The organism is Burkholderia sp. AW33-5 (assembly GCF_053427615.1).
This window is the reverse complement of record NZ_JBSAXA010000001.1, coordinates 416,542-440,949: the sequence shown is the minus strand read 5'-3', so window position 1 is coordinate 440,949 and position 24,408 is coordinate 416,542. Positions and strand designations below refer to the sequence as shown.

At 69.5% G+C, this 24,408-nt stretch carries 22 protein-coding genes; 15 read left to right on the top strand and 7 right to left on the bottom strand.

Annotated features, from left to right (window positions below; all coding sequences use genetic code 11):
• Positions 1–334 precede the first annotated feature (334 nt).
• Positions 335–1,186 carry a hypothetical protein gene (locus tag ACV22V_RS02060; RefSeq protein WP_448012857.1) on the bottom strand — a complete coding sequence of 284 codons (852 nt, stop codon included), beginning with the start codon at positions 1,184–1,186 and terminating at the stop codon, positions 335–337.
• Between ACV22V_RS02060 and ACV22V_RS02055 the strand changes: the two genes are divergently transcribed.
• The 5 genes from ACV22V_RS02055 to ACV22V_RS02035 all read left to right on the top strand — a co-directional run bounded on the left by ACV22V_RS02055 (position 1,131) and on the right by ACV22V_RS02035 (position 5,562).
• Positions 1,131–2,363, top strand: a complete 1,233-nt coding sequence (locus ACV22V_RS02055) for a collagen-like triple helix repeat-containing protein (protein ID WP_448012856.1) — start codon at positions 1,131–1,133, stop codon at positions 2,361–2,363. The genes ACV22V_RS02060 and ACV22V_RS02055 overlap by 56 nt on opposite strands.
• Before the next feature lie 120 nt (positions 2,364–2,483).
• Positions 2,484–3,767: an isoprenylcysteine carboxylmethyltransferase family protein gene (locus ACV22V_RS02050; RefSeq protein WP_448012855.1), complete on the top strand. Its 1,284-nt coding sequence runs from the start codon at positions 2,484–2,486 to the stop codon at positions 3,765–3,767.
• Between the two features lie 234 nt (positions 3,768–4,001).
• Positions 4,002–4,151, top strand: a complete 150-nt coding sequence (locus tag ACV22V_RS02045) for a hypothetical protein (RefSeq protein ID WP_156441416.1) — start codon at positions 4,002–4,004, stop codon at positions 4,149–4,151.
• Positions 4,152–4,257: 106 nt separating this feature from the next.
• Positions 4,258–4,935: a histone acetyltransferase gene (locus ACV22V_RS02040; RefSeq protein ID WP_448012854.1), complete on the top strand. Its 678-nt coding sequence runs from the start codon at positions 4,258–4,260 to the stop codon at positions 4,933–4,935.
• Between the two features lie 54 nt (positions 4,936–4,989).
• Entirely contained in the window at positions 4,990–5,562 is a 573-nt protein-coding gene (locus ACV22V_RS02035; protein WP_448012853.1) for an NADPH-dependent FMN reductase, read from the top strand.
• 37 nt (positions 5,563–5,599) lie between these two features.
• Here the strand turns inward: ACV22V_RS02035 and ACV22V_RS02030 are convergent, their stop codons facing one another.
• The 4 genes from ACV22V_RS02030 to ACV22V_RS02015 are packed head-to-tail and all read right to left on the bottom strand — an operon-like array spanning position 5,600 to position 10,687.
• Entirely contained in the window at positions 5,600–6,235 is a 636-nt protein-coding gene (locus ACV22V_RS02030; protein ID WP_448012852.1) for a DUF2894 domain-containing protein, read from the bottom strand.
• The gene (locus tag ACV22V_RS02025; protein WP_059531940.1) at positions 6,232–6,876 is read right to left on the bottom strand and encodes an OmpA family protein; all 645 of its coding nucleotides are present in this window, start codon (positions 6,874–6,876) and stop codon (positions 6,232–6,234) included. Before ACV22V_RS02025 ends, ACV22V_RS02030 begins: the two co-directional genes overlap by 4 nt.
• Before the next feature lie 3 nt (positions 6,877–6,879).
• Positions 6,880–9,927, bottom strand: coding sequence for a DUF802 domain-containing protein (locus tag ACV22V_RS02020; RefSeq protein ID WP_448012851.1), 3,048 nt, complete (start codon positions 9,925–9,927; stop codon positions 6,880–6,882).
• A 10-nt stretch (positions 9,928–9,937) separates the two neighbouring features.
• The gene (locus ACV22V_RS02015) at positions 9,938–10,687 is read right to left on the bottom strand and encodes a DUF3348 domain-containing protein (RefSeq protein ID WP_448012850.1); all 750 of its coding nucleotides are present in this window, start codon (positions 10,685–10,687) and stop codon (positions 9,938–9,940) included.
• Between the two features lie 443 nt (positions 10,688–11,130).
• Between ACV22V_RS02015 and ACV22V_RS02010 the strand changes: the two genes are divergently transcribed.
• Entirely contained in the window at positions 11,131–12,342 is a 1,212-nt protein-coding gene (locus tag ACV22V_RS02010; RefSeq protein WP_448012849.1) for a hypothetical protein, read from the top strand.
• Positions 12,343–12,465: 123 nt separating this feature from the next.
• Here ACV22V_RS02010 and ACV22V_RS02005 read toward each other — a convergent pair whose 3' ends face one another.
• Positions 12,466–13,104, bottom strand: coding sequence for a LysE family translocator (locus tag ACV22V_RS02005; RefSeq protein WP_059532414.1), 639 nt, complete (start codon positions 13,102–13,104; stop codon positions 12,466–12,468).
• 149 nt (positions 13,105–13,253) lie between these two features.
• Here ACV22V_RS02005 and ACV22V_RS02000 point away from each other — a divergent pair, with 149 nt between their 5' ends.
• From ACV22V_RS02000 to ACV22V_RS01990, 3 genes are all read left to right on the top strand, one after another.
• Complete coding sequence (locus tag ACV22V_RS02000) at positions 13,254–13,718, top strand: GNAT family N-acetyltransferase (RefSeq protein WP_448012848.1); 465 nt, start codon at positions 13,254–13,256, stop codon at positions 13,716–13,718.
• Entirely contained in the window at positions 13,718–14,293 is a 576-nt protein-coding gene (locus ACV22V_RS01995; RefSeq protein ID WP_448012847.1) for a hypothetical protein, read from the top strand. The genes ACV22V_RS02000 and ACV22V_RS01995 overlap by 1 nt, the downstream gene beginning before the upstream one ends.
• A gap of 161 nt (positions 14,294–14,454) precedes the next feature.
• Entirely contained in the window at positions 14,455–15,831 is a 1,377-nt protein-coding gene (locus ACV22V_RS01990; RefSeq protein WP_059690308.1) for an FAD-containing oxidoreductase, read from the top strand.
• A gap of 53 nt (positions 15,832–15,884) precedes the next feature.
• Here ACV22V_RS01990 and ACV22V_RS01985 read toward each other — a convergent pair whose 3' ends face one another.
• Positions 15,885–16,778: an SDR family oxidoreductase gene (locus ACV22V_RS01985; RefSeq protein WP_448012846.1), complete on the bottom strand. Its 894-nt coding sequence runs from the start codon at positions 16,776–16,778 to the stop codon at positions 15,885–15,887.
• A 94-nt stretch (positions 16,779–16,872) separates the two neighbouring features.
• Here ACV22V_RS01985 and ACV22V_RS01980 point away from each other — a divergent pair, with 94 nt between their 5' ends.
• The 6 genes from ACV22V_RS01980 to ACV22V_RS01955 all read left to right on the top strand — a co-directional run bounded on the left by ACV22V_RS01980 (position 16,873) and on the right by ACV22V_RS01955 (position 24,311).
• Positions 16,873–17,742 carry a helix-turn-helix transcriptional regulator gene (locus ACV22V_RS01980; protein WP_223963028.1) on the top strand — a complete coding sequence of 290 codons (870 nt, stop codon included), beginning with the start codon at positions 16,873–16,875 and terminating at the stop codon, positions 17,740–17,742.
• Between the two features lie 140 nt (positions 17,743–17,882).
• Complete coding sequence (locus tag ACV22V_RS01975) at positions 17,883–19,112, top strand: cyanate transporter (RefSeq protein ID WP_448012845.1); 1,230 nt, start codon at positions 17,883–17,885, stop codon at positions 19,110–19,112.
• 149 nt (positions 19,113–19,261) lie between these two features.
• On the top strand, positions 19,262–20,032 hold the full coding sequence (locus ACV22V_RS01970) for an ABC transporter substrate-binding protein (RefSeq protein ID WP_059690312.1): 771 nt from the start codon (positions 19,262–19,264) through the stop codon (positions 20,030–20,032).
• 418 nt (positions 20,033–20,450) lie between these two features.
• The gene (locus ACV22V_RS01965) at positions 20,451–21,935 is read left to right on the top strand and encodes an alkaline phosphatase family protein (protein WP_448012844.1); all 1,485 of its coding nucleotides are present in this window, start codon (positions 20,451–20,453) and stop codon (positions 21,933–21,935) included.
• 100 nt (positions 21,936–22,035) lie between these two features.
• A complete protein-coding gene (locus ACV22V_RS01960; RefSeq protein ID WP_448012843.1) occupies positions 22,036–22,455 on the top strand; it encodes a VOC family protein in 420 nt (139 codons plus the stop codon).
• A 293-nt stretch (positions 22,456–22,748) separates the two neighbouring features.
• Entirely contained in the window at positions 22,749–24,311 is a 1,563-nt protein-coding gene (locus ACV22V_RS01955) for a methyl-accepting chemotaxis protein (protein ID WP_448012842.1), read from the top strand.
• Positions 24,312–24,408: the final 97 nt, after the last annotated feature.

Genomic DNA, 24,408 nt, shown 5'->3' with positions numbered 1-24,408 from the left:
GGCCGGGTGGGTCCGCGTCATGTTCGCGGCGCGCGGGCGTTTCGTCAAAGACCGTGTCCTCGGGTCGTGGCCGGCCGCGTCACGCGCGGAACGTCGGGTCGAACGCTACGTAACATCCGGCCCGGCGTTACGGTTCCTTACGGGAACATCACGGCGAGTGCGCCGGCACGTCCGGCGTCTCCGTCTCGCGAAAGCGCCATTCCTCCGTTTAATTCGCGTCGATATTCCCGATTCCCGCAACAAAGCGCTGGCGCGTTTCGCGAAAGGTGTCATGGCGCGGAATTTGCAGTAATGGCCCGGACACAACTTCCAATGTCGAGGCCACCATGCACCATTACTTAAAGAAGTCGGCGGTATCGCTGGCCGTCCTGTCGCTGCTCTCGCTGTACGGCTGCGGCTCGGTCGACGGACCGGTCACTCCGCCGATCAAACCGAGCACGTCGGGGACGTCCGGGACTTCGGGTACCTCTGGCACTTCGGGTACCTCTGGCACTTCGGGTACCTCTGGCACTTCGGGTACTTCCGGTACGTCGGGTACTTCCGGTACCTCGGGTACCTCCGGCACCTCGGGCACCTCCGGTACGTCGGGCACTTCCGGCACGTCGGGCACTTCCGGCACGTCGGGCACTTCCGGCACGTCGGGCACTTCCGGTACCTCGGGTACCTCCGGTACGTCAGGCACCTCCGGTACGTCGGGCACCTCCGGTACGTCGGGCACTTCCGGCACGTCAGGCACTTCCGGCACCTCGGGCACTTCCGGCACTTCCGGCACTTCCGGTACCTCGGGCACTTCCGGCACGTCGGGCACTTCCGGCACCTCGGGCACTTCCGGCACGTCGGGCACTTCCGGCACCTCGGGCACCTCCGGTACGTCGGGCACTTCCGGCACCTCGGGCACCTCCGGTACGTCGGGCACTTCCGGCACGTCGGGCACTTCCGGTACCTCGGGTACCTCCGGTACGTCGGGCACCTCCGGTACGTCAGGCACCTCCGGTACCTCGGGCACTTCCGGCACCTCGGGCACCTCCGGCACCAACGTCACCCCGCTCGGCAACGTCCTCCAGCAAACCGGCACGCTCGTCACGGCACTCGGCACGACGGTCGCGAACGGCGGTTCGCAGATCGGCGGCGTGCAAGTTCCGGGCACGAACCCGACGACGGCCGCCAGCATCGGCAACGCGGTCACGAGCCTCGGCAACGGCGTGCAGTCGCTCGGCAACGGCGTCGCGGCCGGCCTCGGCTCGATCGGCGTGTCGCCGAACCCGCTCGGCCCGACGCTCACGTCGACCACCGGCCTGCTGACCGGCGCCGGCAGCGCGGTCAACAACCTCGGCAACGCGGTGACGAGCCTCGGCACCGGTCCGCTGTCGCCGCTCGCGCCGGCGACGACCCTGGTCGGCAGTCTGGTCAACACGGTCGGCACCGCGGTCAACTCGACCGCATCGGCGCTGAACACCGCGCTGAACAGCGCGCCGGTCCAGCAACTCGAAACGCAGCTCGGCAGCGTGATCAACCCGATCACGAACACGCTGACCGGCGGCGTCACGACACCTGGCGCCACGCAGATGCTCGGCGGCGCGACCCTGCTCGGCGCCCCGCTCAGCGGCCTGCTGAACACGCTCGGCAGCGGCCTCGGCCTCGCCGGTACGCAGGTCGGCAACGCGACCGGCAACCCGGTCGGCACGAGCGCAGGCAGCAGCGTGTCCCAGCTCGGCAACACGGTGTCGTCGGCCGGCGGCCTGCTGTCCGGCGGCAGCTCCAGCAGCGGCACCAACCCGCTCGCGCCGATCACCGGCCTGCTCGGGACGCTGACGGGCGGGCTCGGCGGCGGCAGCAGCTCGAGCGGCTCCGGCGGCACCAGCGGGACGAGCGGCACCAGCGGCGGCCCGCTCGCGCCGATCACGGGCCTTCTCGGCACGGTGACGGGCGCGCTCGGCGGCCTCGGTTCGAGCGGTACGGGCGGCACCAGCGGCACGAGCGGTACCAGCGGCTCGGGCATCGGCGGCCTGCTTGCACCGGTCACCGGCCTCGTCAACTCGCTGACGCCGCTTGGCGCAAGCCTCACCGGCACGGTCACGACACCGGGCGGCAACCTGACCGGCAACCTCGGCGGTGCGCTGACGAGCGGCCCGGTCGGCACGCTGACGGGCTCGCTGACCTCGCCGGCCGGCGCGCTCGGTGCGCTCGGCACGGCCAGCCCGGGCGGCGCGGCCGGCACGGTGACGACGCCGTCCGGCAGCGGCGCCGTCACGGCCGGCCTCACCGGCAGTTCGAACGGCACCACCACGGCTGGCGCGACCAACCTGCTGGCACCGGTGACGAACCTGCTCGGCGGTCTGCTCGGCGCCGTCCCGAAGAAGTAACGCTGCACCTATCAGAACCACAGGCCAGTGGCCGGGCACATACCAATCCAAAGCCCGGCCGACGGCCGGCGTCACCCGCCAGACGGGGGCGCCGGCCATCATCCCGACGAGGATCCGATCATGAACTCCACGCTCGACGGCATCGCCGCGGTCCAGGACCGCCCGCCCCGTTCCGCCACGCCATTCCGCGCGGGCCTGCTCGGCATCGCGGCCGGCCTCTTCGCGCTGTGGATCACGCGCGACCAGCCGAACCTCGACGCGGCCACGCGCGCGGTCATCGCGAGCCTCGCGATCATCGGCACGATCGCGCTGCACGAAATCTTCATCTCGCGCGTCTACCTGCGTCCGAGCGCGGGACTGTCGCGGCAGGCCGTGCGCCCGCTCGGGCTCGCTCGCGTCGCGACGCGGCTCGGCGCGCTGACGTCGATCTACGCCGGCATCGGCATGATCTACTGGCTGCTGCCCGAATATCACGGCGCGTTCTACCTGCCGTTCTGGTCGCTGCTGCGCTCGCTCGCGCCGTACGTGATCGTCGCCGCGCCGTTCTACTTCGCGTGGATGGATCGCCACCAGCGCGAAACCGACGACGCGTACCTGCTGTGGGGCCGCTACCTGTTTCGCCGCGAGAAGCCCGCGAGCTGGCAGCCCGTGCGCGAGATGCTCGCCGGCTGGGGCGTGAAGGCGTTCTTCCTGCCGCTGATGACCGTCTACCTGTCGAAGGACGCCGATCACCTGAGTGCGTCGCTTGCGAACGCGCTGCACGCGCCGATGACGCTCGCGACGTTCGTATTCCTGTACGACCTGTCGTTCACGATGGACCTGATGTTCGGCACCGTCGGCTATCTGTGCACGTTCCGCATCCTCGACAGCCACGTGCGCACCGTCGAGCCGACCACGCTCGGCTGGGTCGCCGCGCTGATGTGCTACCAGCCGTTCTGGTCGCTGATCTCGAACAACTACATCCGCTACGAAGGCTCGCTGTTCTGGGACAACTGGCTGCTGTCCGCGCCGACGCTGCGCGTGATCTGGGGTGCGGCGATCATCCTGCTGCTGATGACCTACGCGCTGTCGACGATCTCGTTCGGGCTGCGTTTCTCGAACCTCACGAACCGCGGCATCATCACGTCGGGCCCGTATCGTTTCACGAAGCATCCGGCGTACATCACGAAGAATCTGTCGTACTGGATGGTGTCGGTGCCGTTCGTCGAACCGCTCGGCTGGCAGGTCGCGCTCATGCACTGCGCGGGGCTCGTCGCGGTCAATCTGATTTACTACACGCGGGCGAAGACGGAGGAGCGTCATTTGATGCGTGATCCTGACTATCGCGCGTATGCCGAGTGGATCGCGCAGCATGGGTTGTTCGCGCGAATCAGGCAGGCGTTCGGGGTGCGGCAGGCGGTGTGAGGCGGCGACGGGCAGCCGGGCAGTATGTGATTTCGAGACAACCGCCGGCAAACGGCATCGACACGCGCGCCCCCTTGCGACCAATTGTCGCGAAACACCGCGATTCGCCGCGTTTCGTCGCTTTTCTCCCGCAGTCCGATTGCCCGCCCCGTGCCCGTCGCGTATGGTGCTGACCGTCCGCGCGCCTGCCGCCCGGACCTCCGACCGTCGTCCCGCACGACGGCCGCGCGGGCCGTGCCCGCCATCACCGTCTCCGCGGCGCCGCCTTCGGCGCCGCGCGTTCATGAGGAGAGAGGCGTGATCCACAAAGTCCTGATCCTGTTCGCACTCTGCATCGCGGGCCTCGCCGCGATCGCCGCCGGTTTCCAGCACATCCCCAGCTGATTCGCGGCCCCGGCTCGCTCGCCGAGCCCGGGGGCCGCTGCCATTTCCTTTTTCCCGTTTGCGATGAACCCCTTTCTCGATGCGCCCGGGACGGGCGCCTTTTGCCATGCGTATCGACGTACAGCATTCCCAGCACGACATCGACGATGAACTCGACACGCTCTACGCGCGTCTGCACCAGCCAGGCCATCGCCTGCACGGCCTGCCGGCCGTCGCGCTCGGCGACTCGGGCCTGATCGTCCGCCACCGCGAGGCCGACGGCGAATACTTCCTTTACGTCGAGGATCCGTCGGCCCGGCAGCTCGCCGGCTACACGATCTTCAACCGGCTCCCCGAACTGCCGCGCCGCGCGGACCGCTATCTGCGCGCGCCGCACACGCGGCTGCGCGGGTCCGCGCAACGCAAGGGGCTCGCGACGACGCTGTATCGATGGGGCCTCGACGCGGGCCTGTGCCTGATCAGCGGCGCGCGTCAGTCGATCGGCGCGGCGCAGCTCTGGACCGCGCTCGCGCACGACTACCGGCACGGCTTCGTCGACGTCGAAGGCCGCGCGCTGCGCTATCTCGGCGAGGCCGTCGCGGACGACGTGTACGGTGCGCTGCATACGCGCCGGCTGTTGCTCGGCAACGGATGGACACTCGGCGACCTGACGCGCGTAACCGGGATGATCGATACGCTCGCCGCGGAGCGTCAGGACGTGAAGTTTCCGCGGGAAGGACGCGACTGGCATCGCCTGCACCGCATCGCGAACGCGCGCCACGTCGCTCACGCACCGATGCGATAATCCGTCGGATTCGCGCGGCGTCGCCGCGCAAGCCACCCTCCCCGACGCTCCCCGATGGCTACCGAACTCCGAACCGATTCCGAACGCCGCATCGACATCGTCGCGCTATGCGGCAGCCTTCGCGCGCAGTCGTACAACGCGGCGCTGCTGGACGCCGCCGCACGCGTCGCGCCGCGCGGGATGCGCATCACGCGTTTCGATCGTCTCGGCGAGTTTCCGCTGTTCAATCCCGATACCGAATATCCGTCGCCGGCCGCGGTGCGCGACCTGATCGAGCGGCTGAACGCGGCGGACGGCGTGCTGATCGCGAGCCCGGAATACGCGCACGGCGTGACGGGCGTGATGAAGAACGCGCTGGACTGGGTCGTGGGATGCGAGGCCGTGGTGTACAAGCCGGTCGCGGTATTGAACGCGTCGCCGCGCGCGACGCATGCGGACGCGGCGCTGCGCGAAACGCTGTCGGTGATGTCGACGTGCATCGTCGAGCGCGCGTCGATCACGTTGCCGATCCTCGGCAGCCGGCTCGACGCGGCGGGCATCGCCGCGCATCCGCCGTTCGCGTCGGCGCTGATCGACGCGTTGCATGCACTGCGCGCGGCGATCGACGCGCAGGCGCCGGGTCGCTAGACGACAACCCGCGCGGCGGCGCGGCCGAAGACGTGCGTTATCGCGCCTTGGCGCGCGTGGTCTTCCTCGCGGGTTTCGTCGGCTTCGCGACCTTCGCGCGCGGCGCTTCCTTCTCGGGCTGAGCGCCGCCGCCGGCAAGATCCTCGAGCCACGCCAGCGCATCGATGTACGACATGAATTGCTGCAGGTATTCCGGCGACAATTCGCGCATCGTCGCGAGCGATCGATGCACGAGACTGTTCGAATTGAGCGGCCCCGCGTTGCGCGGCACCTGGTCGAGCGACTGGCGATACTGCTGTTCGGTGCGGACCTTCGACCACGTCGTGCGGAAGTAGTCGATCAGTTCGGGATCGATCCCGCTTCGATCGGCCTGTGCATCGCGCGCGAGCTGCTCGACGAGCCCGCCGAGCAGGCCGCGCGCGGGCGCCCGGGCGGCGGCTTGCGCCGTCTCGCTCGCGGCTGCCGTCTCACCGGCTCGCGAGACGATCTCCGCAAACCCTTCCAGCAGCGTCGCGAGCCGCGCATCGAGCAACGCGCGCGCGTCGCCGTCGAGCGCGGCCGCGCGCTTTTCGAGCGCGTCGAGCCGATGGAAGCGCACCGGATCCAGCCGGTCGGCGCCCTGCTCGCGCCACGCGTCGAGCGTCGCGCGCACATGCGTCGCGTCGCCCGTCACTTTGCCTTCCCTCCGCTCGATGCGGTCTTGCGCGGCACCGGCGCGATCTCCACGCGGCGGTTCTTCGCTCGGCCTTCATCGTCCGCATTCGAGCTGACCGGCTGCTCGGAGCCGAACGCGGCCGCGAACACCGACGGCGCCGGCACGCCGGCGTCGATCAGCGCACGCGTGACCGTCAGCGCGCGCTTGGCCGACAGTTCCCAGTTGTCCGCGAACTGGCGGTTGCCGGCACGCACCTGCTGGTCGTCGGCGAAGCCGCTGATCATCAGGATCTCGTCGCGCGTCTTCAGGTAGGCGGCCAGCGGCGCGGCGAGCGTCTTCAGCAGATCGCGGCCCTCGGGCTGCAGCTGGTCGGAGTTCAGCGCGAACAGCACGTTGCCGCTGATGCCGATGCGTCCGTTCACGAGCGTCACGCGGCCGGCCGCGAGCGGCCCGGCGAGCGCCTCTTCGAGCGACTTGCGCTGCTGCGCCTCCTGCTGGCGCGCGCGCACGGCTTCCTCGAGCTTCGACGTGAGCTGCAGCTGCATGCCGATCACGCCGACGAGGATCAGCACGAATGCACCGAGCAGCACCGACATCAGGTCGGCGAACGCGGGCCATACCGGCGCGGAAGGTGCGCCGTCGTCGATTTCGTCGTGCATGCGTTACGCTCCGACCGATGCCCGCCGACCGGCGATCTGCTGCAGGTCCTCGACGATCTGCTTCTGCGACATCATGCTCAGATCGATCACCTCGCGCGCCTGCGCGACGTAGTACTCGAGCTGCTCGTCGCTGCGCGCGAGCGATTTCTCGAGCGCCGCCTCGATACGCTGCAGGTGGTTCAGCAGCTTGTCGTTCGATTCGCCGAACACTTGCACGGCCGCACCGAACGCATCGCCGAGGCTCGCGACCTCGACCGCCCCCGCCGTGACCTGCGCGGCCACCGAATCGAGCTTGCGCGTTTCGGCATCGACGGTGTCGTTGAAGCGCGCGCCGACGCGGTCGAGCAGGTCGGCCGACGTGCTGACGAGCGCGTCGATCGCGGTGCGCTGCTCGGTCGACGCGTGGTTGACCGCGCCGAGCAGCGTCTCGAGCGTCGCGAGCAGGCGGCTGCGCTCCTCGAGCATCGCGGTGTCGCGCACCATGCTGTCGGACAGACGCTGGCGCAGTTCGGCGACGACGTCGGCCGCGGCCTTCGGCGCTTCGGATGCGGCCTGCACGAGGCGCGAGATTTCGTTGATCGTGTCGCTCGCGTGCACCTGCGCCTGGGCGGTGATGTCGTTCGCGGTGCGGGTCAGCGTGTCGCAGATGTCCTGCTGGTGCGTCGCGGCCTGCGCGCTCGTCCGCGCCCATTCGTCGCGCAGCGCGGCGGCCATGGCAGCGAGCGAGTCGTTCCATGCGGACAGGCGTGCTTCGTCGCGTGCGGCCAGTTGCGTTTGCAGGCTCGCGTGCGATTCGCGAATCGTCGACAGCAGGTCGTTCGAACGTTGTTCGAACGTGGACGCCTGTGCCGTGAGATCGCGTGTCGTTTGCGCGAGCGCGTCGCAGATTTCCTGCTGACGGCCCGCGCTATGCACGCCCGCGCGCTGCCATTCGTCGCCGAGCTTCGCAGCCATCGCGGCCAGCGAATCGTTCCATGCCGCCAGACGTTCTTCGTCACGCGCGGCCAGTTGCGTTTGCAGGCCCGTGTGCGATTCGCGAATCGTCGACAACAGGTCGTTCGAGCGTTGTTCGAACGTGGACGCTTGCGCGGTCAGATCGCGCGTCGTTTGCGCGAGCGCATCGCAGATTTCCTGCTGACGGCCCGCGCTGTGCACGCCCGCACGCTGCCATTCGTCGCCGAGCTTCGCGGCCATCGCGGCCAGCGAATCGTTCCAAGCCGCCAGACGTTCTTCGTCACGCGCAGCCAGTTGCGTTTGCAGGCCCGTGTGCGATTCGCGAATCGTCGCAAGCAGATCGTTCGAACGTTGTTCGAACGTGGACGCTTGCGCGGTCAGATCGCGCGTCGTTTGCGCGAGCGCATCGCAGATTTCCTGCTGACGGCCCGCGCTGTGCACGCCCGCGCGCTGCCATTCGTCGCCGAGCTTCGCGGCCATCGCGGTCAGCGACGCATTCCACGCCGCCAGGCGTTCCTCGTCGCGCGCGGCCAGTTGCGTTTGCAGGCCCGTGTGCGAATCGCGAATCGTCGACAACAGGTCGTTCGAGCGTTGTTCGAACGTGGACGCTTGCGCGGTCAGATCGCGCGTCGTCTGCGCCAGCGCATCGCAGATTTCCTGCTGACGGCCCGCGCTGTGCGCGCCCGCGCGCTGCCATTCGTCGCCGAGCTTCGCGGCCATCGCGGTCAGCGACGCATTCCACGCCGTCAGGCGTTCCTCGTCGCGCGCGGCCAATTGCGTTTGCAGCGCCGCATGCGACTCGCGCATCGCGGCAAGCGCCGCGCCCGAATGCCGCTCGAACGTCGCGGCGGCTTCGCCGAGCGCCTGCGCATGCTGACCAGCCAGCGTCTCGCCGACCTGCTCCTGGCGCGCGAGCGCATCGCGCCACGCGTCGGACAGCCGGCTTTCGGTCGATTCGAGGCGCGTCGCGACGCCGTCGAGCAGATCCGTCGAACGCTGCGCGAAGGTGTCGGTGAACTGGCCGAGCGTCGTTTGCAGCTGCTGCGCGACCGCATCGCCCGCGCGGCGCTGCTCGTCGAGCGCGCGGTTCCAGACGGCCGTCACGTTCCCGGTGGTCTTCTCGAAACCGTCGGTCAGCCCGTCGAGCTGACGCTGCACGGCGCCCGTCACGGTGTCGCGCAGCGCGGCCATCTCCTGCGCGAGCCCCGCCATCGTCGCCGCGACGACCGGCTGCAACGCGGCACCGGCCACGCGCGCGCTCTCGGCGGCGCTTTCCTTCAGCGCGTCGCCGACGTTCGATGCCAGGCCCGCATACGCGCGCTCGGTCCGATCGAAGAACGCCTGCTGGCTTTCGATCTGGCGATCGTGCAGCGCGACGCTGCGCGCCTCGAGCGTCGTCATCATCGTCTGCAGCCGGTCGACCAGCGCCGGCATCACGTCGGCCTGGCGCTGCAGCAGCCGGAACGATTCGTCGCGCTGGTGCGCGGACGAATGCACGCGCAGCGTCGTCGCGATCTTCGCGTCGAGCTGCTGGCCCGCGTCGAGCCGTTCGCGGCGCACGAGCGCGGACAGAAGGCCAAGCATCGCGGACGTCGCGACACCCGCGATCGACGTGCCGAACGCGAAACCGAGCCCCTTCACCGGCGCGATCAGCGACGCGCGGATCGCGTCGAGATCGGTCGCGCTTTCGAGCGCGGCGCCCGTGCCCTTCAGCGTCACGACCATCCCGAGCAGCGTGCCGAGCATGCCGAGCAGCACGAGCAGACCGACCAGATACGGCGTGAGCGACGGCCCCGGCAGCGCGACGCGCGCGCCTTCGACGCGTGCCCGCACGGCACCGCGCAGGCCCGGCGGCAGCGTATCGAGCCACGCGTCGAGCTTCGCCGGCGGTTCGGTCAGGCCGGCCACCGCGTGCGACAGCGCGGCGGTGGCCTGCCGGTAGCGCCGCAGCTCCCACGCACCGGCGACGTAGCACGCGCCGATCAGCAGCGTGACGGCCGTCGCGAGCGGGTTCGACGCGATATAGCCGACGCCGATCCAGCACACTGCGAGCAGACCGGCGATGAAGACAACGAGATCAAGACGAATTCTGGACATAGCGTAGGGATTAGCAGGTACGAAGGGCCGCGAGCAGCCCGTCTACCGTTTGAAACCGGACTTCGAGTTCGGCGAGCAGGATGCTTTGCATCTCGTTGCGGAACGTGTCGAGCCACGTGCCGGGCACGATCGCCGCGACGGACGGTGCGTCGCCGTCGGCATCGGCATCGGCCGCCGCTTGCGCGTCGGCGAGCGCCTGCCGTTCCGCGTCGCGCAGCCGCTCGAAGCGCATGCCGAGCAGCGCGGGCACGGCGGACAGCAGGCTGCGCTCGCGCGCGCCGAGCACGCGCTCCATGATCGCGTCGAGCGTCGCGAGCCGCGCCATCCCGGACGAGCGCGCGGCGACCGCGACCCGCAGGCGGCCGCGCAACTGGCCGATCGCGGTCTCCATTTCCTGCTGGAGCGACAGACAGCTCTGGCGGAAATCGGCGAAGTCGGCCGTGTCGGCGGGCGGCGGCGGCAACTCGCCGGGACGCCGCCGCGTGCGCGGGCGGTGAGCGGCCGTGATCGCCTGCGCGAGGTCGTGACGCACGCGCGCGCAGTCACGCTCCGCGTCGTAACCACGCACGCCGGCCGCGACGCCGGGCGGGCTCGCATTCAGCGCGGACGACAGCGTGATCGCGTCGGTCCAGCCGAGCCACTGGCTCAGGCGGTCCGACAGCGTCTGCCGGGATTCCGCGACGTCGGCATCGGTCAGGCGCGCGAGCAGCCGGACGAGCGTCGGGCCGCTCAGTGCCGGGCGCGAGGGTGCTTGCACCATGCTGCAAACCGTCAAAAAAGGCAGCAGTTTACACGTCGTCGGGAGGTCGACCGCCAGAATCGGGGAAGCGGCCTGGCCCGGCATGCCACGCAACCGGCCCGAACGCCCGCAGCACAAGGCTCGCGGGCCGATCGCCGGGGATTCCCGGTGCGCCGGCCACGCATCCGGGCGGCCTTCGAAGCCGCCCCGGCGGGCGCCGGTTCACGCCGGACCATAATGTTCGCGCGCATGCGTTTCCATCACTGACGTGCGGTACCATCGCGACACCCGCCGCGCGATTCGCGCCCGATGCGGGCCCGCGTCGATTTGCAGCCGGCGCGCGGGCCGCCGGACGCACATGGATATCCGGCCGATATCCGCGGGACGCAGGCGGCGCCCCGGGAGACGGGCGCCGCCGCCCATGACAACGACTGATAACAGACGGGCCTGCCCGACCGCTCACGATGCTTTCCGACTTCGTCGCGCGCCTGCGCGAGCGCTTCAGCAAACCGCCAACCCGGCAGGACTTCGCCGCCCGCCTGATCGCCGCGCTGCGCGCGACCGGCGACACGCGCGAGTGGCTTCACGAGGACGACAAGGGCCGTCTCGTGCAAGCGGATGTCCCGTCGAACATCATCAACCTGCACAACCTGTTCCGCGACTACGCGGACGCGAAGCCGGCCGAGCGCGAAGCGACGCTGCAGCGCCAGGCGAGCGCGATGATGCAGCACGAGATTCCGGCGAACTTCGCGGACGTCCGCGCGCGGCTGCGCCCCGTGATCCGCAGCGCGACCGAGCGCGGCACGGTCGCGCTGCAGCTCGCCGGGCAGCCGGCCGCGTCGGAAGTCGCGTTCCGGACGCTGTGCGAGAACCTCGAGATCGGCATCGCGTACGACGGCGAATTCAGCGTCGCGCGGCTGACGAGCGCACGGCTCGCCGAATGGGGCGTCAGCTTCGACGACGCATGCGACATCGCGATCGACAACCTGCGCGGTGCGTCGTCGACGCCGTGGGCCGCGTTGCGAGACGGCGTGTTCCTGTCGCAGTTCGGCGACTACTACGACGCGGCGCGGCTATTGCTGACCGACCTGCTGCACCGTCAGCCGATCTCCGGCGCGCCGGTGGTGATGGCGCCGAACCGGGCCGTGCTGCTGCTCACCGGCGACCGCAATGCGGCCGGGCTCGTGACGATGGTCGAACTCGCGGAACAGGCGCGCGCGCAGCCGCGTCCGCTGCCGCCGCTGATGCTGCGCTGGGACGGCGCCGCGTGGCGGAATTTCGTCCCGGCAGGGCTGGAAGCGAAGCTGCACGCCTTGCGCGTGGACGAGCTCGCGGGCGACTACCAGGATCAGCGGACGCTGCTGGACGACCTCCACAAGCGGGACGGCATCGACGTCTTCGTGGCGTCGTACACCGTGTACCGGCGGCAGAACGGCGAGCTGTTCAGCGTCGGCGTGTGGAGCGACGGCGTGCCGACGCTGCTGCCCGAGACGGACATCGTCGTGCTCTATCGGGAATCGACGCGGCAGTCGGCGCACGTGCCGATGGCCGCGCTGCGGGACGCCTGCGGCGACCTGATGACGGCCACCGCGCACCGGCCGGTGCGGTATGAAGTGACGGCGTTTCCGGATGACGCGCGGTTCGCGGCCCTGCTCGAACGGTTTCCGGCGGCGTGACGCGCGCATGCGCGTCCGGGGGGCGGTGATTCGAAGCCGTGGCTCCGCCCGCGACGCCATGTGCCGGAATGACCGGCCGTGGCGGCATGCCGGTCGGGAATGCAACGGCGAGACCGCCTGACGTCAGATCCCCGCCTTCGGCGCGTTCAGGATCAGCCGCAGGCCGAGCAGCGTGATCGCGCCGGCCGCGACGCGGTCGACCCACTTCTTCGCGCGCAGGTAGAGTTCGCGCGGCCGGCGGGTCGAGAAGCACAGCGCGACGAGCGTGTACCAGCCGAATTCGACGCCGAACACGAGCGGCGGCAGCGCCAGGTAGCACCAGAGCGGCGGATGCTGCGGCAACAGCGCGGCGAAGATGCTGCCGTACCAGATCGCCGTCTTCGGGTTGCTGAGCTGGGTCGTGAGGCCGGTCCAGAACGACTTGCGCGCGCTGCCGGCGACGACGGCCTGCGAATCGTCCATCGCGATCGGCCGGTCGGCGCCGCGCCAGATCTTCGACGCCATGTAGATCAGGTATGCGCCGCCCGCGAGCTTGAGGCCCACGTACAGCCATTCGACCGCCTGCAGCAGCGTGTAGAGCCCGGCCAGCGCGACGCCACCGAACGCGATCCCGCCGACGCCCATGCCGAGCGCGGTCGCGAGCCCGTCGCGGCGCGACAGCCCGATCGAATTGCGGGCGACCAGCACGAAACTCGGGCCCGGAATCATCGCGCCAAGCCACAGCGCGGCCAGAATGGCGAGTACGGCAGCCGATGCAGTCATCGAAGTCTCCTTGATCAGCGACGCCGAAGCGCCGGCGCCGGCGTGTCGATTCCCGTGAAGTCGACGATTCTGGCACGCTTCGCGGGCCGCCGGAAGCACCCGCGCGCTGCTATGCTGGGTGCCGTTTCCGCCATCGCGCCACGCCCCCCATGATCGAGATCCGCGCCGCCCGCTATCCCGACGATGCCGCCGTCGTCGACGCGATTTTCCGCGAGTACATCGCGAGCCCCACGGTCAGCCTCGCGTTCCAGGACTATGAGCCCGAGCTCGCCGCGCTGCCGGGAAAATACGCGGCGCCGCGCGGGCAATTGCTGCTCGCGTGGCGCGGCGAGCGCGCGGTCGGCTGCGCGGCGTTTCGCGAAATCGACGCGACGACGTGCGAGATGAAGCGCGTATACGTGCGCCCCGAAGCGCGCGGGCTGAACGTCGGCCGCCAGCTCGTCGAACGGCTGCTGCGCGACGCGAAGGCGGCCGGTTATGCGCGGATGTGTCTCGACGTGCTGCCCGAATTCGTCGCCGCAAGGCAACTGTATGATTCGCTCGGCTTCACGCCCGCGCCGCCCGTGGCGTTCAATCCGGTGCCCGGCACCGCGTTTCTCGGGCGGGATCTGTGATGGGCACGACCGCGCGCCGCACCCTCCTCGCGCTGCTCGCCGCGCTGTCGTCCGGCGCAGGGGCCGACGGCCTGCCGCAATCCATCGCGACGCAACTGCCGTCCGGCTACCAGCCGCTCGTCGCGCAAGCAGGACCGGACCTCGGCGACGGTCGGCGCAGCTTTCTCGTCGTCGTGCATCGCGCGGCCGATACGCGCGGGCAGCCGTCGCCCCGCCCGCTGCTGATCTTCGAGGAGCGGCCCGATCGCGCGTACCGGCTCGCCGCGCGCAACGACCACGTGGTCCTGCGCGCGAACGAAGGCGGCCAGTGCGATCCGTTCGATCCCGAAGACGCCGCCGACAGCGGCCTCTCGGTGAAAGGCCGCTATTTCACCGTGCAGAACTTCGTCGCGTGCGGCCAGCACTGGAGCGACTACGTGACGTTCCGCTACGACCCGCGCACGCACGGCTGGCTGTTCGCCAGCGAGATCTACACCGAGTCGTTTCCGCTCGACGACAAGCCCGACGAAGTCACCGTCACGCGCGCCGATGCGCACCGGCCGGTGACGTTCGGCCAATGGCGGCGCAAGGACTGAAAAACCGTCGGCGGACCATGTTCCGCCGCTTGCATCGGCGTAACTCGCCTCCCCCCGCCAACCGGTCTACCATAGGCGCTCGTCGCCGTTCGGGCGCGCGCCGACGCGGCATGCGTCTTGCGCGCTACCCTTCCCACGTTGAACCAGCGCAGGAGGACGTCATGACGCAACACTTCGACGCGATCGTCATCGGCACGGGCCAGGCCGGTCCGCCGCTCGCCGCGCGGCTCGCGGGCGCCGGCATGAAAGTGGCGATCGTCGAGCGCGGCCGCTTCGGTGGCACCTGCGTGAACACCGGCTGCATTCCGACCAAGACGCTGATCGCGAGCGCGTACGCGGCGCAGCTTGCGCGTCGCGCGGCCGAATATGGCGTGTCGGTCGGCCCCGTCAGCGTCGACATGAAGGCCGTGAAGGCGCGCAAGGACCGGATTTCCGGCCGCTCGAACCACGGCGTCGAACAATGGGTGCGCGGGCTCGAGAACACGACCGTGTTTCAGGGTCATGCCCGATTCGAGCGGGCGAACGCGGTACGCGTCGGCGACGACGTGCTCGAAGCCGACCGCATCTTCATCAACGTCGGCGGGCGCGCGCAAATTCCGCCGATGCCGGGCCTCGACTCGGTGCCGTACCTGACCAACTCGACGATGATGGACGTCGACTTCCTGCCCGAGCATCTCGTGATCGTCGGCGGCAGCTACGTGGGGCTCGAATTCGGTCAGATGTACCGCCGCTTCGGCTCGCAGGTGACGATCGTCGAGAAAGGATCGCGTCTGATCCGGCGCGAGGACGAGGACGTCTCGCAGGCCGTGCACGAGATTCTCGCGAACGAAGGCATCGACGTGCAGCTCGATGCGAACTGCCTGACCGCGCGACGCGACGGCGACGGCGTCGCGGTCGGCCTCGACTGCACCGGCGGCCGCCGCGAGGTCGCGGGCTCGCACCTGCTGCTCGCGGTCGGCCGCGTGCCGAACACCGACGATCTGGGGCTCGAGCAGGCCGGCGTCGCGGTCGACGCGCGCGGCTACATCACCGTCGACGATCAACTGCGCACCAACGTGCCCGGCATCTGGGCGCTCGGCGACTGCAACGGGCGCGGCGCATTCACGCACACCGCGTACAACGACTACGAGATCGTCGCGGCCAACCTGCTCGACGACGATCCGCGCAAGGTGACCGACCGCATCGCCGCGTACGCGATGTACATCGATCCGCCGCTCGGCCGCGTCGGCATGACGCTCGCGGAAGCGAGGCAGACCGGCCGCCGGTTGCTGGTCGGCACGCGGCCGATGACGCGGGTCGGCCGCGCGGTCGAAAAAGGCGAGAGCCAGGGTTTCATGAAGGTGATCGTCGACGCGGACAACCATGCGATCCTCGGCGCGTCGATCCTCGGCGTGACGGGCGACGAGGTCGTGCACGGGTTGCTCGACGTGATGGCCGCCGGCGCGCCGTACACGACGATCAGCCGCGCGATGCACATCCACCCGACCGTGTCGGAGCTCGTGCCGACGCTGCTGCAGGACCTGCATCCGGTCGAATGACGCGCGACGGGCGTGCCGGCCGACAACGACGGCACGCCCCGCGCATTCGCGCATCAGGTCTCGAAGTACCGCGGCCGGTCGATGTCGGCCAGCAACCCCGGCTGCACCGGCGCCCAGTCGAGCAGCGCACGCGTGCGCTCGCTCGTTGCGGGCGCATCCATTCCCGCGAACATCGCGAACCAGCCGAAATGCTCGCCCGCTTGCGCGGCCGATTTCGACACGACCGGCACGTTCAGCCGGCGACCGATCACGTCCGCGATCGCGCGAAACGGCACGCCCGTATCGTCGACCGCGTGATAGCGTGCGCCGGACGCGCCGCGTTCGACTGCGAGCCGGTACACGCGCGCCGCATCGAGCCGGTGCACGGCCGGCCAGCGGTTGCCGCCGTCGCCGAGATACGCCGACGCGCCCTTCTCCCTCGCGAGCGCGATCAGGCGCGGCACGAAGGCGTGATCGCCGTCGCCGTGCACGGACGGCGGCAGGCGCACGACCGACGCGCACACGCCGCGCGCGGCCAGCGCGGCCGCCGTCGCTTCCGACGCGCGCGGATAAGTCGCCGACACCGGCACGTGCGGATCGTCCTCCGTCGCCGCGCGGCCGGGCGCGACGAGCGCGAGGCCCGACGTGACGATCAGCGGCCGCGCCGACCCCGCGAGCGCCGCACCGATCGTCTCGATCGCGCGGCGGTCGAGCTCGCAGTTTTCCGCGAAGCGTGAGAAGTCGTGATTGAACCCCGTGTGGATCACCGCGTCGACGGCCTCGGCGCCGCGCGTCAGGCTGTCGAGATCCTCCAGCGACCCGCGATGGACCTCGGCACCCGCTGCCGCGACCGCCTCGGCGGCCGCGTCGGAACGCGCGAGACCGAGCACCGCATGCCCGGCGGCCACGAGTTCCGCAACGACCGCGGAGCCGACGAAACCCGACGCTCCCGTTACAAAGACACGCATTTCGACACCTCCGAATGAATGAGAGGCTTACTATCTGTCGACCGTCGCGCGCAGTGAAGACGTGACGGTTTACCGGTAAACGAACTAACAGGCTATGGCTGACGCATCCGACAACCTGCTCGGCGCGTACCTTCGGGACCGCCGCGAGAAACTCGATCCGGCCGCGCTCGGGCTGCCCGTCGCGCGCCGCCGCACGCCGGGCCTGCGGCGCGAGGAAGTGGCGCAGCGCGCGCACGTGAGCGCCGCGTGGTACACGTGGCTCGAACAGGGGCGCGGCGGTGCGCCGTCCGCCGACGTGCTCGACCGGCTCGCCCGCGCGCTGCTGCTCAACGACGCCGAACGCGAGCATCTGTTCCTGATCGGCCTCGGCCATCCGCCCGAGGTGCGCTATCACGCGAGCAGCGACGTCACGCCGCGCCTGCAGCACGTGCTCGATTCGCTCGACGCCAGCCCCGCGATCGTGCGCACGGCGACGTGGGACGTCGTCGCGTGGAACGACGCGGCCGCCGCGACGCTGACCGACTATGCAACGCTGCCGCCGCCCGCGCGCAACATCCTGCGGCTGATCTTCGTCGATGCCGGGGTGCGCTACGCGCAGCAGAACTGGGAACGCGTCGCGCGGTTCGCGGTGGGCGCGTTTCGCGCCGACATCGCGCGCGGCGGGGCCACGCAGGCCGTGCAGACGTTCGTCGACGAGATGCGCGCGACGAGCGCCGAGTTCGACGCGATGTGGCGCGACCACGACATCCATTCGCATGACGAAGGAACGAAGGAGATTCGTCATCCGCAGGCCGGCCGGATCGCGCTCGAATACTCGGCGTTCTCGGTGACCGGCCGCCCGGACCTGAGCCTCGTGATCTTCACGCCGGCGACGCCGGCCGATCGTGCGCGCATCCGGACGCTCGTCGCCGCGCGTGAAAAGGCCCGCGAACGGGCCGGCGAACCGCACGTGCCGGCCGCATAGCGCGTCGAAGTTGCGCCCGGCGCCGCGCCATCGCAATCCGCACTGACACCCAGTCGAATATTTAATTTTCACCTGGGCAAGCGCGCCTTTACCCTTTCGGCATCGCATCACATGGCCACCGGCCACCCTGGAGCATTCCGATGACCGACCCCGGCACCGCGCAAGCCGTCTCCCGCCCGCACGCGGCTTCCGTATCCTGCGGCGCACTCGCGTTGCTGGTGCTCGCCGGCCTCAACCTGCGTCCGTTCCTGACCGCGTTCGGCCCCGTGCTCGACATCGTGCGTGCCGACACAGGCCTCGGCTTCCGCGCGGCCGCGCTGCTGACCACGCTGCCGTTCGTGTTGATGGGCGTCGTCGCCGGCGTCGGCGTCGGGCTCGCGCGACGCGTCGGCGAGCAGCGCGCGCTCGCCACCGCGCTGGCGCTGATCGCCGCGGGCTGCGCCGCGCGGCTGTGGACCGGCAGCAGCATCGGGCTGGTCGTCACGGCGATCGTCGCGGGCGCGGGCGTCGCGGTGGTCCAGTCGCTCGCGCCGGGCCTCGCCAAGCGCTGGTTCGTCGACCGGCTGCCGCTCGCGATGGGCCTCTATTCGGCCGCGCTGGTCGGCGGCGGCGCATTCGGCGCGGTCGCGAGCCCGTGGCTCGCCGCGCACGGCGGCTGGCATCTGTCGCTCGCCGTCTGGGCCGTGCCCGCGCTCGTCACGCTCGCGCTGTGGCGCGCGAAGGCGCCGCGCGACGCGGTGCATGCCGCGACGGTTTCGGCGCCCGTCGCCGCTTTCGTCCGGATTCCGCGCGCATGGCAACTCGCGCTGTTCTTCGGCCTCAGCAACAGCGGCTACGCGAGCGTCGTCGCGTGGCTGCCCGCGTTCTATCGCGGCGTCGGCCTGAGCGCGCAAGCGAGCGGCAACCTGCTTGCGTGGATGGCGCTGTTCCAGGCAGCCGGCGCGCTCGCGATGCCGCTGCTCGCGAAACGCTCGCATGATCGCCGCCCCGTGCTGTGGCTCACGCTCGCGTTGCAGACGATCGGCTTCGCCGGCTTCGCGACGATGCCCGCGCTCGCGCCGGGGCTGTGGGTCGCGAGCGTCGGCGTCGGGCTCGGCGGCTTCTTCTCGATGAGTCTGATCGTCACGCTCGACCACGTGCCCGATGCGCGGCTCGCGGGCGCGCTCGCCGCGTTCGTGCAGGGCATCGGCTTCCTCATCGTCGCCGCGAGCCCCTGGCTGATCGGCTGGCTGCGCGACGCGGGCGGCAGCTTCGCGATCGCGTGGTGGCTGCATGTCGGCGTGATCGCGTCGATGGCCGCGTTGAATGCCGCGTTCTCGCCCGCCGGCTACCGCCGCAACATGGCGCGCATCGCCGGCGCCGCGCGCTGACACCGAACCACCGGATTCCCCGATCCGGACGAACGCCGGCATCTTCCGGTGCTCGTCCAGCCGCCCGCGCATGGCCGGGCGCGGGCCGTCACGCCCACCGGCCGCATTCGCTTCACCGCACACGACATCAATCGATCTTGGAGACAATCATGAAAAAACTCGTCATCGCCGTCGCGCTTGCGCTGACGACAGGCGCCGCCGCCGCGAAAGACCCGGCCGTCCTGCGCCTCGGCGTCGATCCCAGCTACGCGCCGTTCGAATCGCTCGCGCCGGACGGCAAGCTCGTCGGCTTCGACATCGATCTCGGCAACGCGATCTGCGAACGCATGAAGGTGCGCTGCGTGTGGGTCGAGAACGCCTTCGACGGGATGATCCCCGCGCTGAAGGCGCGCAAGTTCGACGGCGTGCTGTCGTCGATGAGCGTGACCGAGAAGCGCCTCGCGCAGATCGCGTTCACCGACAAGATCAACAACGTGCCGCCGCGCCTCGTCGCGCGACGCGGCTCGAACCTGCAGCCGACGGCCGGGTCGCTCGCGGGCAAGAGCGTCGGCGTCGAGCAGGGGTCGACGCAGGAAACCTATGCGCGCACGTACTGGGAACCGAAGGGCGTGATCGTGCGCACGTACCAGACGCAGGATCTCGTCTATCAGGATTTGATTGCGGGGCGCCTCGACGCGTCGCTGCAATCGTCGGTGCAGGCCGATCTCGGCTTCCTGAAGACGGCGAAGGGCGCGAACTTCGAATTCGCGGGGCCGCCGCTGCACGATCCGAAGACGCTCGGCGTCGGCTCCGCGATCGGCGTGCGCAAGGATGACGACGCGCTGCGCACGCAGATCAACCAGGCGCTCGCGAGCCTGATTCAGGACGGCACGTATCAGCGGATCGCGAAGAAGTATTTCTCGTTCGATATCTACAACTGACGGATGCGAGCGGCCTCGGCCGCCAACCGATGCGAAGGGGGGTCGCGCGCGAGCGCGATGCCCCTTTCCTGCTTTCGGCATCCGGTTCGCCGAGTTCCTTTTGACCAACGGCCTGTGCAATTGCGCCGCGCAATCGTCTGACGACAACCGCGGGATCGACAGGTGACCGAACGATGCGCCGCGATGAACATCTCGGTCGACGGCGAACGCGCGACGGCCGTGCGCAGCGCGTGGCGGCCGCGCACGCACGAAGCGGGCGACCCGACAGCGCGCACGACACGCCGAGCCTTCCGCAACGGGCATGAAGCTTGCGCCTTGCGCCCGCTCGCGATCTCCAACGGCGAGTGCGCGTCGCTTCGCGGCGGCGATGCGTGACCGGCCGGTCAACGCCGCATCCCATCAAGAAGGAGACGTCGTCATGGACGAGACGAATGCATATCGGCGCTACAATCGCCGGCGCTTTCTCGCCGGTGTCGCAGCAATGGCCGGCAGCGTTGCGCTGCCGGGTTGCGGCGGAGACGGCAATGGACCCAGTTCGGACGGCAACGCGCCCGCGCCTTCGATCGGCGACACGCCGTCGCCGAACGGACGCGATCGCTACAACCTTCCACGGCCGGCGTTGCCCGATCCCGCGAGTTCCGGCATCGATCACATCGTGCTGGTCACGATGGAAAATCGTTCATTCGACCACTACCTGAGCTGGGTGCCCGGCGCCGAGGGCATGCCCGCCAATCAGCAATTCAAGGACGCGTTCGGCGGGATCGACGCGCCGTTCCCGCTGTCGGCCAATCCCGCTTACGGCTATCAGGCATGCGCATACCACGACCCGAATCACAGCTACGAGGGCGCACGCACGCAACTGGCCTCGGGGGCGATGAACGGCTGGCTCCTGACACCGGGAACGAGCCTGACGCGCGGCGACCTGCTGCCGATCGGCTTTTACACGTCGGCCGACCTGCCGTTCTTCAGCGCCGTGGCGAGCAGCTACACGATCGGCGACTTCTACTTCACCGGCATCCTGACCAACACGTTTCCGAATCGCCTCTACCTGCACAGCGGCGCCACCGACCGCCTCACCGACACCCCCGACAACTCGTCGCTGCGCACGATCTGGGACAACCTGAGCGATGCCAACGTGGGTTGCAGCTACTACTATCACGACGTGCCGTTCACCGCGCTGTACGGCACGCGCTATATCGGCATCTCGCATACGTTTTCGGATTTCCTGTCGAATGCGGCGGCGGGAACGCTGCCGCCGTTCTGCATGGTCGACCCGGCTTTCACGGGCGAGCAGCAAGGCGCTTCCGCGGACGATCATCCGCATGCGGATATTCGCGACGGGCAGGCGTTTCTCAACCAGGTTTATGACGCGTTGCGTACGAGCCCCAGCTGGAGCCGCACGCTGATGATCGTGGTGTACGACGAGTGGGGCGGTTTTCTCGAGCACGTGGTGCCGCCGATCCGGCCGATCAGCAACAGCGAGCACGCAATCGGCAACGACGGCAAGCTCGGCTTTCGCGTGCCGCTTGCGCTGCTCGGTCCGCGCGTTCGCGCGGGCACGGTGACGCGCTATCCGTTCGACCCGAGCTCGATTCATGCGCTGCTGCAGTGGCGTTTCGGATTGAAGCCGCTCGGCGTACGCGGCAGCGACCCGGCGACGTTCAATCTCGCTTACGCGCTCGATTTCGCCGACGCGCCGCGCACGGATGCACCGGCGTTCACGGTCGCGCAAGGGCCGTTCGGCGGAACGTGTCCCGGGGAAACCGCACCTGCGCCGTCCGGCTCGGTGTCCGGCATCGATCCGTCGCAAATGGCGGCCAGTCCGTCATCCAGTCCGGCGGTCGATCGTTTCGCCGAATTGCGCGCGAAGGCAGCGACGCTCGGGTTCCGGACGGGCGCCTGACGATGGCGCGGAGGCGGCGGCACCGATCGAAATCGGCGCCGCCGCCCCTTTGCGCGCACACCGCGCCCGGAGGACAATGCGCGGTGAATCCCTCCCGAGGATGCTCGACATGGCCCGATTCCAGCCCGACGGATGGCATACCGTCACGCCTCGCATCGTCGTTCCCGATCCCGAGCACCTGATCGCGTTCATCAAGGCGGTCTTTCACGCGCGGGGCGAATTCCGTTCAGGGCTGCCAGCCGAAATCAGGATCGGCGATTCCGTCGTGATGGTGAGCGGCGGGGACGGCCTGCGCGATCCGACGCCGGCGTTTCTCTACGTCTACGTCGAGAACACCGACTCGACCTATCGCCGGGCGATGGCCGCAAACGCGACTTCGCTCGAAATGCCGGCCGACATGCCGTACGGCGACCGGCGCGCGATGGTCAGGGACCCATGGGGAAACACCTGGCAGATCGCCACGCATCAGCGCGATCCGTCGGTTGAAGAGATCCGGTCTCGGCTGGCGGACGGCGAATAATCGACAGCCGGGACCGTCGGCGATCCGGGCGCATCGCACCCCGTGCATGCGAAGCGCGCCTCGGCCGTCGGCACGCCGTTCACCTCGGCAACGTATCCGCCTTCCACCACCGCCTTTCTGTCGCACTCATTCAGATTCGCGTCGCGTGCGGATAAAACCGCCGCGCCACACCTGCCGTTAACCCGTTCGCAATCCCGGCGCCCCGCATTTCGACGCGGCGCCCCGTCGTCGTTCGTGATCCGGAATCCACATCCGCCGTTGGCCGCTCGTCGGGCCGCCGGCAAGGGAACGTCATGCGAAAACTCACCATCCGCGGCGGACTCGTCGCGACCATCGCCGGCTATACGGCGCTGCTCGTGCTGGTCGTCGGCGCGTGCATCGCCGCCCTCTACGCGGGCAACGGCTCGCTCGAAGCGATGTACCGCGACGACACCGCGTCGCTGCTGCACCTGAAAACCAGCTCGGAGCGCATGCTCGTGCTACGCGAACGCGTGAGCGACGTCGCGCAGATCATCAGCGCCGGCCAGCCCGCGAAGGCGGAAATCGCGCAACTCCACACGCTCCTCAAGCAGAGCGACGACGAACTGGACGCGTACACGCGCCTGCACGCGCGCGACGCCGACGAGCAAACGCTGTTCGACACGCTGCGCAATCGCCGTCGTGCGCTGCTCGACCAGGTGTTCCTGAAGGCGATGTCGCAACTCGATCACGACAACGCATTCGACTTCCTCGACACGCACCGCACCGCGCCGCCGGCACTCTTCACCGCCTATCAGGAAGCGATCGACGCGCTCGAATCGTTCCAGGTCGCACGCCAGAAGGCGCGCTACGACGCGGCCGGCGAGCGCTTCCACCGGATCGTATGGGCCATGGTGGCGGTCGCGCTGTTCGCGCTGATCGTCGGCTTCCTGGCGCAGCGCGTGCTCGCGAAGGCGATCATCGCGCCGATTCATCTCGCCGTCGCGCATTTCGACAGGATTTCGAAAGGCGACCTGACCGGCACGGTCGTCATTCCCGGCGAAAACGAAATGGCGTATCTGCTGAATGCGTTGAAGCGGATGCAGGACGGCCTCGTCGAAACCGTGAACCAGGTGCGCTCGAGCACGGAGACGATCGTCGGCGACGTCCGCACGATCGCGAGCGGCAACGTCGACCTGTCCGCGCGCACGGAGCAGCAGGCCGTGTCGCTGCAGCAGGCGGCGGCGAGCGTGGAGCAGCTGACGGCGACCGTGCGCCAGAACGCGGACAACGCGCGCAATGCGCGCACTTACGCGGAAGGCGCGGCCGGGATCGCGTCCAAAGGCGGCGACGCGATGCAGCGCGTCATCGAAACGATGTCGGCGATCTCGCACAGCTCCACGCGGATCTCCGGCATCGTCGGCGTGATCGAAAGCATCGCATTCCAGACGAACATCCTTGCGTTGAATGCCGCGGTCGAAGCGGCGCGCGCGGGCGAACAGGGGCGTGGCTTCGCCGTGGTGGCGACCGAGGTGCGCGGGCTCGCGCAGCGCTGCGCGTCGGCGGCGAAGGAGATTCGCGAACTCATCGGCCACTCGGCGCAGCGCGTCGAAGACGGCAGCGGCCTCGTCGCGCTCGCCGGCTCGGCGATGACCGAACTCGTCGCCGCGGTCGGGCGCGTGAACGCGATCATGGGCGAGACGAGCATCGCATTCGACGAGCAGTCGGCCGGCATCGAGCAGGTGAATGCCGCGGTCATCCAGATGGAGCAGACGATGCAGCGCAATGCGGCGCTGGTGGAAGAGGCGGCCGCCGCGGCGCTGTCGCTCGAGGATCAGAGCACGCGGCTGAGCGATGCCGTCGCGCAGTTCCGTCTTCGAGAGGCGGCGGTGGCGTGACGTGACCGGCCCGACCGGCGTCGGGCCGCCCGGCACGGTACGACACCCGAGCGGCGGCCCGGTGTCGTTGCCGGTAAAAATGTGGATCGTGTCGCGG

Coding starts and splice junctions, on each gene's coding strand:
- ACV22V_RS02050 (WP_448012855.1), top strand. CDS start 2,484: ATGAACTCCACGCTCGACGGCATCGCCGCGGTCCAGGACCGCCCGCCC.
- ACV22V_RS02040 (WP_448012854.1), top strand. CDS start 4,258: ATGCGTATCGACGTACAGCATTCCCAGCACGACATCGACGATGAACTC.
- ACV22V_RS02035 (WP_448012853.1), top strand. CDS start 4,990: ATGGCTACCGAACTCCGAACCGATTCCGAACGCCGCATCGACATCGTC.
- ACV22V_RS02025 (WP_059531940.1), bottom strand. CDS start 6,876: ATGCACGACGAAATCGACGACGGCGCACCTTCCGCGCCGGTATGGCCC.
- ACV22V_RS02020 (WP_448012851.1), bottom strand. CDS start 9,927: ATGTCCAGAATTCGTCTTGATCTCGTTGTCTTCATCGCCGGTCTGCTC.
- ACV22V_RS02015 (WP_448012850.1), bottom strand. CDS start 10,687: ATGGTGCAAGCACCCTCGCGCCCGGCACTGAGCGGCCCGACGCTCGTC.
- ACV22V_RS02010 (WP_448012849.1), top strand. CDS start 11,131: ATGCTTTCCGACTTCGTCGCGCGCCTGCGCGAGCGCTTCAGCAAACCG.
- ACV22V_RS02005 (WP_059532414.1), bottom strand. CDS start 13,104: ATGACTGCATCGGCTGCCGTACTCGCCATTCTGGCCGCGCTGTGGCTT.
- ACV22V_RS02000 (WP_448012848.1), top strand. CDS start 13,254: ATGATCGAGATCCGCGCCGCCCGCTATCCCGACGATGCCGCCGTCGTC.
- ACV22V_RS01995 (WP_448012847.1), top strand. CDS start 13,718: ATGGGCACGACCGCGCGCCGCACCCTCCTCGCGCTGCTCGCCGCGCTG.
- ACV22V_RS01990 (WP_059690308.1), top strand. CDS start 14,455: ATGACGCAACACTTCGACGCGATCGTCATCGGCACGGGCCAGGCCGGT.
- ACV22V_RS01985 (WP_448012846.1), bottom strand. CDS start 16,778: ATGCGTGTCTTTGTAACGGGAGCGTCGGGTTTCGTCGGCTCCGCGGTC.
- ACV22V_RS01980 (WP_223963028.1), top strand. CDS start 16,873: ATGGCTGACGCATCCGACAACCTGCTCGGCGCGTACCTTCGGGACCGC.
- ACV22V_RS01975 (WP_448012845.1), top strand. CDS start 17,883: ATGACCGACCCCGGCACCGCGCAAGCCGTCTCCCGCCCGCACGCGGCT.
- ACV22V_RS01970 (WP_059690312.1), top strand. CDS start 19,262: ATGAAAAAACTCGTCATCGCCGTCGCGCTTGCGCTGACGACAGGCGCC.
- ACV22V_RS01965 (WP_448012844.1), top strand. CDS start 20,451: ATGGACGAGACGAATGCATATCGGCGCTACAATCGCCGGCGCTTTCTC.
- ACV22V_RS01960 (WP_448012843.1), top strand. CDS start 22,036: ATGCTCGACATGGCCCGATTCCAGCCCGACGGATGGCATACCGTCACG.
- ACV22V_RS01955 (WP_448012842.1), top strand. CDS start 22,749: ATGCGAAAACTCACCATCCGCGGCGGACTCGTCGCGACCATCGCCGGC.